The sequence below is a fragment of the Aestuariivita sp. genome, from assembly GCF_049276915.1.
Taxonomy (GTDB): Bacteria; Pseudomonadota; Alphaproteobacteria; order Rhodobacterales; family Rhodobacteraceae; genus Aestuariivita.
Map to the genome: position 1 here is coordinate 26,555 of NZ_JBASXK010000169.1, position 6,937 is coordinate 33,491.

The following is a 6,937-nucleotide window of genomic DNA, read 5'->3' on the forward strand; positions in this document are numbered from 1 at the left end:
CCGGGGGCGGCTTTTTCATGTTCAGGATCTGGCTTGTAGCCGCGTTCAACCTGACGGGATCTTGAGCGTCACATTGCGCCCGCCCTTCTGATAGCGCAGTTCACTTTCGCCAATGGCGGAAATGCTGCCACCGTCGATGCGATCTCCGACCTGTACCTTTTTGTAGCGGCCATTGGGCAGCCGCACGAGGGCGCGACGGTTCGACGGGGTGCCATAGACCCCGATCAGGTTCACGCGGCGCAGGTTTATGGCGTTGTCGATTGTAGCCGCCCGCGCCACCGAGGCGGAAGACGGAATGTTTGGCACAACCGTGGGTGCCGGGGCGGCAACAGCCGCGGCAGAGGCAACTTGCGTGGCACCCCCTGTGGCGGCAGGCGTATTACGGTCGGCTTGTTCGACCAGACCGGCCATATTGGCCGGTCGCAGGCGCGGCGTGAGCGATGCAAGCACCGCTTGGGCTGTGGGTGTTTCGTCGCTTTCTTCTTCGGTTTTTTCGATCTCGGGACGCACAAGAGGGCGTACCCCCGATAACTCGCTCAGGGTCAGACCACCCAGTTGCGAGCGTTCGGTTTGCTCAACCAGATCAGCGGGCCGCAGCCTGGGGCGCAGGGTGATAAGGGCCTGTGTTGCCTCGTCGAGGTTCGGTGTCACCTCGAACCGCGTGGGGGTGGGCGGCGGAACCACCGGCGGACGGCCCAAGACGACCGTAAACCCTTCCGGGCTGAGCGCACCTTCGGGCGTCGGGATGATCCGTCCGTTCTCATCAAAGGCAAAACGCGATCCGGCTCCGGCAGGTGAGATCACCTGACCCAAAGGTTGATCGGTCAGAAAGCTGTCCTGCCGGGGCAGCGCCACGGCGTCTCGTGCATCGACCGATCCGTCGATGGATGTCAGGTAGAGATCATCAAGGCTGACCATTCCCGCTTCGGTGGGCGGTTCGGGTGCCCGTTGCCAGATGCCGGTCACGGCGTAACGTGCTTCTGCTGTCGTCTCATCAGGCGGCGCAGGCGCGTTCGGCTCTTCGCGCAGCGCATCGAGAACAGCGGCGTCCGTGTCCGTGAGGCCGGGTTCCGGCGTGGACAGTGCGGCAAGGTCTTGAGTTGCTGCCGGTTCGGGGGCGACGGGGCGAGGCAGCGCCTCTTGAGGGACCTGAGCCGCGCGCACAGGTTCGTCACGCTTGAACAGAGACGACACACCGTCATCCAGAAACACCGAGGCCCAAGCCGCGACACCTGCAAGGAACAGCAACAGCACCGTGGTCAGGATAAGACCCAGATGGCGTGGGCTTCCGCCCACTTTGTCTTTGTCGCGCATGCCAAAGATGGTCATCCGCTCACGCTCATCCGTTTCGGACAATGCGGGTTTTGCGGGCTTGCGCGGCACCTTGATTTTCGGTTCTGCAGCACCGATCGGTGCGGGTGCGGGTGGAACTGCCGCGCCAACGGGTGGTGCCGGTTTCGGTGTGACGTGTTCCTCTGGCTCTGGCGTGCGCTCGGGCATGTCAGCCACAGGCTCAGATGATCGGTGGCTCAGGAATCGTGCAGCCCAAGTCTGGGCTTCGGGCTTTTCGGCGATCTGAGCCGGGTCCGCTTTCAGGGACGCTGCCAGAGCCGTCGGGTTGGGTGTGGGGTTATCGTCGTCATCGATCCGGGGCGATATCGTCGAGCGTGTTGCCCCGCCAAGGGCCGGAGCCACACCGGCGCGACGGCTCGAAAAGCCGGGAACGACCTCGCCGGGGGCATCCTCAGCGTCAGGTAGCGGGTCGGCCTGCGCAGGCAAGACGGGGTCAGCCTGCTCTGGTTGGATTGGTTCCGCGCTTTGTGCGACTACATCCGTCTGTTGGGTCGACGCGACCTCGACCCCTGCAGAAGGCTCTTGAGAAGACGACAGCTTTGCGACCTGCGGTTCCGGCGGCAGGTCATCCAGTGATCCGATGATCACGACGGCGACGCCGTCCGGTTCTACGCGCTGACCGTTTGCCAGCGCGGTTTCGGAAAACGAGGTGGGCCCAAAGAAAGGTTCACCCAGAAACGCCTCATTGCCCGGAATGGCTACAAAGCTGAGGGGGTTGAAGCGATGTTCCAGCGCAAAGCTTTCCGCCTCTTCCAGAGTTTCGCGGGCGACCGCTGCCACATGGGTCAGCGGACCGTCGACACAGATGTCATAGACAAGGGCTTCGACCGGATAAGGCGTTGCGCCATCCAGTGCCGCGCGGACCTTGTTTATGCGGTCCGCAGTCGAAACATGGCCGGTATCGACGCTCAGATACCGGATCTGGTCATTCGGGATGATCAGCTTGGTGCGAAAGGCTGGGCCGCTCAGGTCAACGGCGGTTTGGCGCAATCGTGACAAAGCCAGAGCAAGCTCAGCCGCATCAAGCGACACCATACCCGCCTTGCGCCAACCGCCTGCCGCGCGCGCAAGCAAGCCGATCCCCTCAAACGAGAGTGAAAGAGCAAGGTCGGGTTTCATCGTTAAGTTTGTACTCCCGGCACGCGGCGCGGTGCCTTTACCGCTGAAAGTTAGTTTAAGGCAGGACTGTGCCAAGGAAAAGTAAAAGACGATCCTGATGCTTGCAGGTTTTGTGTTAGAAAGTCAGGGTTCGGACATGATTTCAGGAGATATTGCATGAGACTTGCTGCATTGACGCTTTCACTTGGGCTGGTTTTCGCCGGTAGCACCGTGGCGCTGGCCGAACAGACCCTGCGGATGATCTCCGTATCGGGGCAGGGTGAGGTTGCGGCCGAACCGGATATGGCAACGGTTCGGATCGGAGTGACATACGAATCCGCCGAAGCATCAGAGGCCATGGCGCAGACCTCCCAAGGTGCCTCCAAGGTGCTTGCCCGACTTCAGGAAGCCGGAATCGCTCCTCGGGATTTGCAAACCGGCTCGATATCTTTGAACCCGGTATGGTCGAACAACCGTCAGACAGATGAGCCAGCCCGCATCACCGGCTTTGTCGCCTCGATTTCCGTTACAGCGCGGGTTCGCGCGCTTGAGACGCTGGGCTTTGTGCTGGATGCAGTTGTCAGCGACGGTGCCAACCATTTGGGGGGTATTCAGTTCGGATTTCAGAACCCCGATCCGCTCATGGACGAGGCGCGTCGCCGGGCGGTGGCGGATGGACAGGCCAAAGCCAGGTTGCTGGCTGACGCTGCCGGTGTCGCGCTGGGCCCGCTGCAATCCATGTCGGAATTCGGCGGGGCACCCCGGCCCGAAAGCTTTGCGCTGGCCTCGCGTGCCGCGGACATGCCCATCGCTACTGGAGAGTTGAGCCTGTCGGCAAATGTGTCGATGGTCTACGCGATTGGCGAATAACGATCGGGGCGTTGCGTTGCCCGCCAAGGCGGCAGGCTGCGCTGGGGCGGAATTTTTTGACAAAATCAGGGTTTTGGGTCAGCCATGCGCCTCGTATAGTAGGTGCAAAGAGACACCGGCACTCAACAGTCGGGCAGGGCAAACATGGCGCAAATGCAGGCAGATCGGCAGAGCTTTAACATCCTGATCATCGGTCAGGCCGGTCGCTTGGGCTATGAGGCTTTGATGTTTGCAGCATCCCTGCGTCACGCCAGCCCGGGCTTTGCGGGCCGCCTGATCGTCGCCACGCCACAGCCTGGTGCGAAATGGTCGCGTGACCCCTCGCTGCGTGATCCCGAGATCGTCAGCGCGCTGCAAGGGCTGGGTGCCGAGATCGTACCCTTTGAGAACGTCCATTTCGGCGAAAAATACCCCTACGGCAACAAGATCGAGGCCTTGAAGGTGCTTCCCGACGGTGAGCCCTTCGTTTTCTTTGATACGGACACGCTGATTACCGATGAGTTGAACGACGTTCCGTTTGATTTTGACAGACCGACTGCTTCGCTCAAGCGGGAAGGCACCTGGCCGGTGTTGGAGCTTTATGGCCCCGGATACACCGAGACGTGGAAATCGCTATATGACCTGTTCGGACTGGATTTCGAGAGTTCGTTGGATCTGGCCCAGCCAGATGAATACTGGCGCAGATACCTCTACTTCAACGCGGGGTTTTTCTTTTTCCGCTGTCCAAAGGAATTCGGCGACCGGTTTCTGAGCTATGCTTTGCGCATTCGCGATGACGCGCCCAAGGAGTTGGTCTGCCAACCTCTTGATCCCTGATTGGATCAGGTGGCACTGCCTTTGGTGATCCATTCCTTTGGCGGAGGGCGCGATGCGCTGGCCGAAGGTTATCTCGACGGCAAAACCACCTGTCACTACCGGCTTTTGCCTTTGCTTTATGCACGTGAGAGCGACCGGGTGGTCGAGGTGCTGGAAGAGATTGCTGCACCCAACAGGATCAAGAAGGTGCTCAAGCAATATGAACCGATCAAGCGCATGGTCTATCAGGCGCGCGGGCAAAAGGTGCGGGACCTGTTCGACCGCAATCACCTGCCGCGTAAAGAACAGGCCATTCGCAACCGTATCAAGCGCGAAGGCTTCTGGATGCGCTGAGCGTTCCTGATCCGGCTGGTATCCGGGCACATTTCGCGCCAAGATCAGCCATGTTCGACGACCGTCCCCTCACCTTGCGCACCTTGCTGCGGCTGTTCTGGTTGCGCGTGGCCGTGACCTGGGCTCTCACGCTTCTGGAAACCGGATTGTGGGTGATGTTGCCGCTGCTTTTGGGGATCACCATCGACGGGCTGTTGCTGAACGAGATGGAGGCATTCTGGCACCTGTGCGCGGTTCTGGCGGCCCTTGTGGTCGTGGCCGTGTTGCGCCAACTGATCGACACGCGCGTTTTTGGCACCATGCGGGTGGAACTGGGACAGGTTCTGGCGGCGCGCAACCGCGACCTGCCGGTCTCGGCGCTGAATGCGCGGGTGCTGATGGCGCGCGAATTGGTGGATTTCCTGGAACAAGAGGTACCGGTGCTCATGGCGGCAGTGGTGCAGCTTGTGGCGTCGGTGATCATCCTGTTCACCTATCACTGGGTTCTGGCGGGGACTGCTCTGCTGGCGGGCGGTGCGATGCTGGCGATCTACACTGCCTTTCATGACCGGTTCTTCCGCCTCAATCGGGCGATCAACGCGCGCGCGGAAAAACAGGTGCGCCTGCTTGATACCCGGACGGGACCGGCCTTTGGCCGCCACCTGCGCCTGCTGCGGCACTGGGAGGTGCGCCTGTCAGATACCGAGGCTTTGGTCTATGGGTTGATCTATGCAGTGCTGATGGCGCTTGTGGTGGTCAATCTGGGTTTCACCGCCCTTGTCATGGTCGCAAGCGCCGGGGCGATCTTCGCGATTGTCACGTACTCGTGGGAGTTCATGGACGCCGCCTTCAACCTGCCCGAGGCGCTGCAGCAATGGTCGCGCCTGTCCGAGATCATCGCGCGGATCAACAAGACGACAACCGCCCCGAATTCCTGAAGACGGGGCGACGCGCGACCAAGACCAGTTGTGTCAGCGCGGGCGATCCCCTATCGAAGTCACTGAATTGCATGTGAGGAGACATCCCATGACCGACGGCCCAAGCTATGGCTTTGACACTTTGCAGATCCACGCGGGCGCACGCCCGGATCCGGCAACCGGTGCGCGCCAGACGCCCATCTATCAGACCACCGCTTATGTGTTCCGCGATGCTGAGCATGCTGCAGCACTCTTTAACCTGCAGGAAGTGGGTTACATTTATTCCCGACTGACCAACCCGACCGTGGCGGTGCTCCAAGAGCGGATTGCCACGCTTGAAGGGGGCGTAGGAGCCGTGTGCTGTTCGTCAGGACATGCCGCGCAGATCATGGCCTTGTTCCCGCTGATGGAACCGGGGCGCAACATTGTCGCCTCTACCCGCCTTTACGGCGGTACCGTCACGCAGTTCAGCCAGACGATCAAACGCTTTGGCTGGTCAGCGACATTCGTGGATTTTGATGATCTGGATGCGGTCAAAGCTGCCATCAATGACGACACTCGCGCGATTTTCTGTGAATCCATCGCCAACCCTGGTGGCTATATCACGGATCTGCCCGCCATTGCCGCAATCGGTGATGCGGCCGGCATTCCGCTGATCGTGGATAACACCTCGGCCACGCCCTATCTGTGCCGGCCCATCGAACATGGGGCGACGATTGTCGTGCATTCCACAACGAAGTACCTGACCGGAAATGGCACCGTCACCGGGGGCTGTGTTGTTGATTCAGGCAAGTTCGACTGGTCAGCCTCTGACAAGTTCCCGTCGCTGAGCCAGCCTGAGCCTGCCTATCACGGCCTGCGCTTTCACGAGACCTTCGGGCCTCTGGCCTTCACCTTCCATGGTATTGCCATCGGTCTGCGCGATCTGGGCATGACGATGAACCCCCAGGCCGCGCATTACACCCTGTGCGGGATCGAAACACTGAGCCTGCGCATGGAGCGTCACGTCGAAAACGCCGAGAAGATTGCCAAATGGCTCGAGGCGGACGACCGGGTTGACTATGTGACCTATGCGGGTTTGAAAAGTTCCCCCTATTTCGACCGGGTCAAGAAGATCTGCCCGAAGGGCGCGGGCGGGCTTTTCACCTTTGCGGTGAAGGGCGGGTATGATGCCTGTGTGAAGCTGGTGAACACTCTTGAGATATTCAGCCATGTGGCCAACCTGGGCGACGCACGTTCGCTGATCATCCATTCGGCCTCGACGACTCACCGACAACTGACCCCCGAACAACAGCGCGCTGCCGGCGCGGCCCCTGAAGTGGTGCGTGTGTCGATCGGGATCGAGGATGCCGATGATCTGATCGCCGATCTTGACCGCGCCCTGGCGGCGACGACACGCTGAATGCTGACCGGGGGCTATGCCCCGGTACTGCACACCCAGTGCAAGCTATCTGATCCCCAAGACAGAGCCTGCGCGTTTTTGGGGATCAGGCGCAGCATGCGGGAGCGCTGCTGAGTCCGCTGGCGAACGCACATGGCGACGAGATTTCTTGGCAGATTCTATGCAAGAG

The 6,937-nt window shown here is 60.7% G+C and carries 4 protein-coding genes and 1 pseudogene; 4 read left to right on the forward strand and 1 reads right to left on the reverse strand.

Features of this window, described 5'->3' with window-relative positions; genetic code table 11:
* Positions 1-45: 45 nt before the first annotated feature.
* Positions 46-2,472 carry a hypothetical protein gene (locus WAO69_RS17900; protein WP_422181676.1) on the reverse strand — a complete coding sequence of 809 codons (2,427 nt, stop codon included), beginning with the start codon at positions 2,470-2,472 and terminating at the stop codon, positions 46-48.
* Positions 2,473-2,628: 156 nt separating this feature from the next.
* On the opposite strand from WAO69_RS17900, the gene WAO69_RS17905 reads away from it, so the two are divergent.
* From WAO69_RS17905 to WAO69_RS17920, 4 genes and pseudogenes are all read left to right on the forward strand, one after another.
* Positions 2,629-3,321: an SIMPL domain-containing protein gene (locus tag WAO69_RS17905; RefSeq protein ID WP_422181678.1), complete on the forward strand. Its 693-nt coding sequence runs from the start codon at positions 2,629-2,631 to the stop codon at positions 3,319-3,321.
* Between the two features lie 144 nt (positions 3,322-3,465).
* A pseudogene (locus WAO69_RS17910) lies at positions 3,466-4,470 on the forward strand (hypothetical protein).
* Positions 4,471-4,520: 50 nt separating this feature from the next.
* Positions 4,521-5,387, forward strand: a complete 867-nt coding sequence (locus WAO69_RS17915) for an ABC transporter six-transmembrane domain-containing protein (RefSeq protein WP_422181680.1) — start codon at positions 4,521-4,523, stop codon at positions 5,385-5,387.
* An 88-nt stretch (positions 5,388-5,475) separates the two neighbouring features.
* Complete coding sequence (locus tag WAO69_RS17920) at positions 5,476-6,768, forward strand: O-acetylhomoserine aminocarboxypropyltransferase/cysteine synthase family protein (RefSeq protein WP_422181682.1); 1,293 nt, start codon at positions 5,476-5,478, stop codon at positions 6,766-6,768.
* Positions 6,769-6,937: the final 169 nt, after the last annotated feature.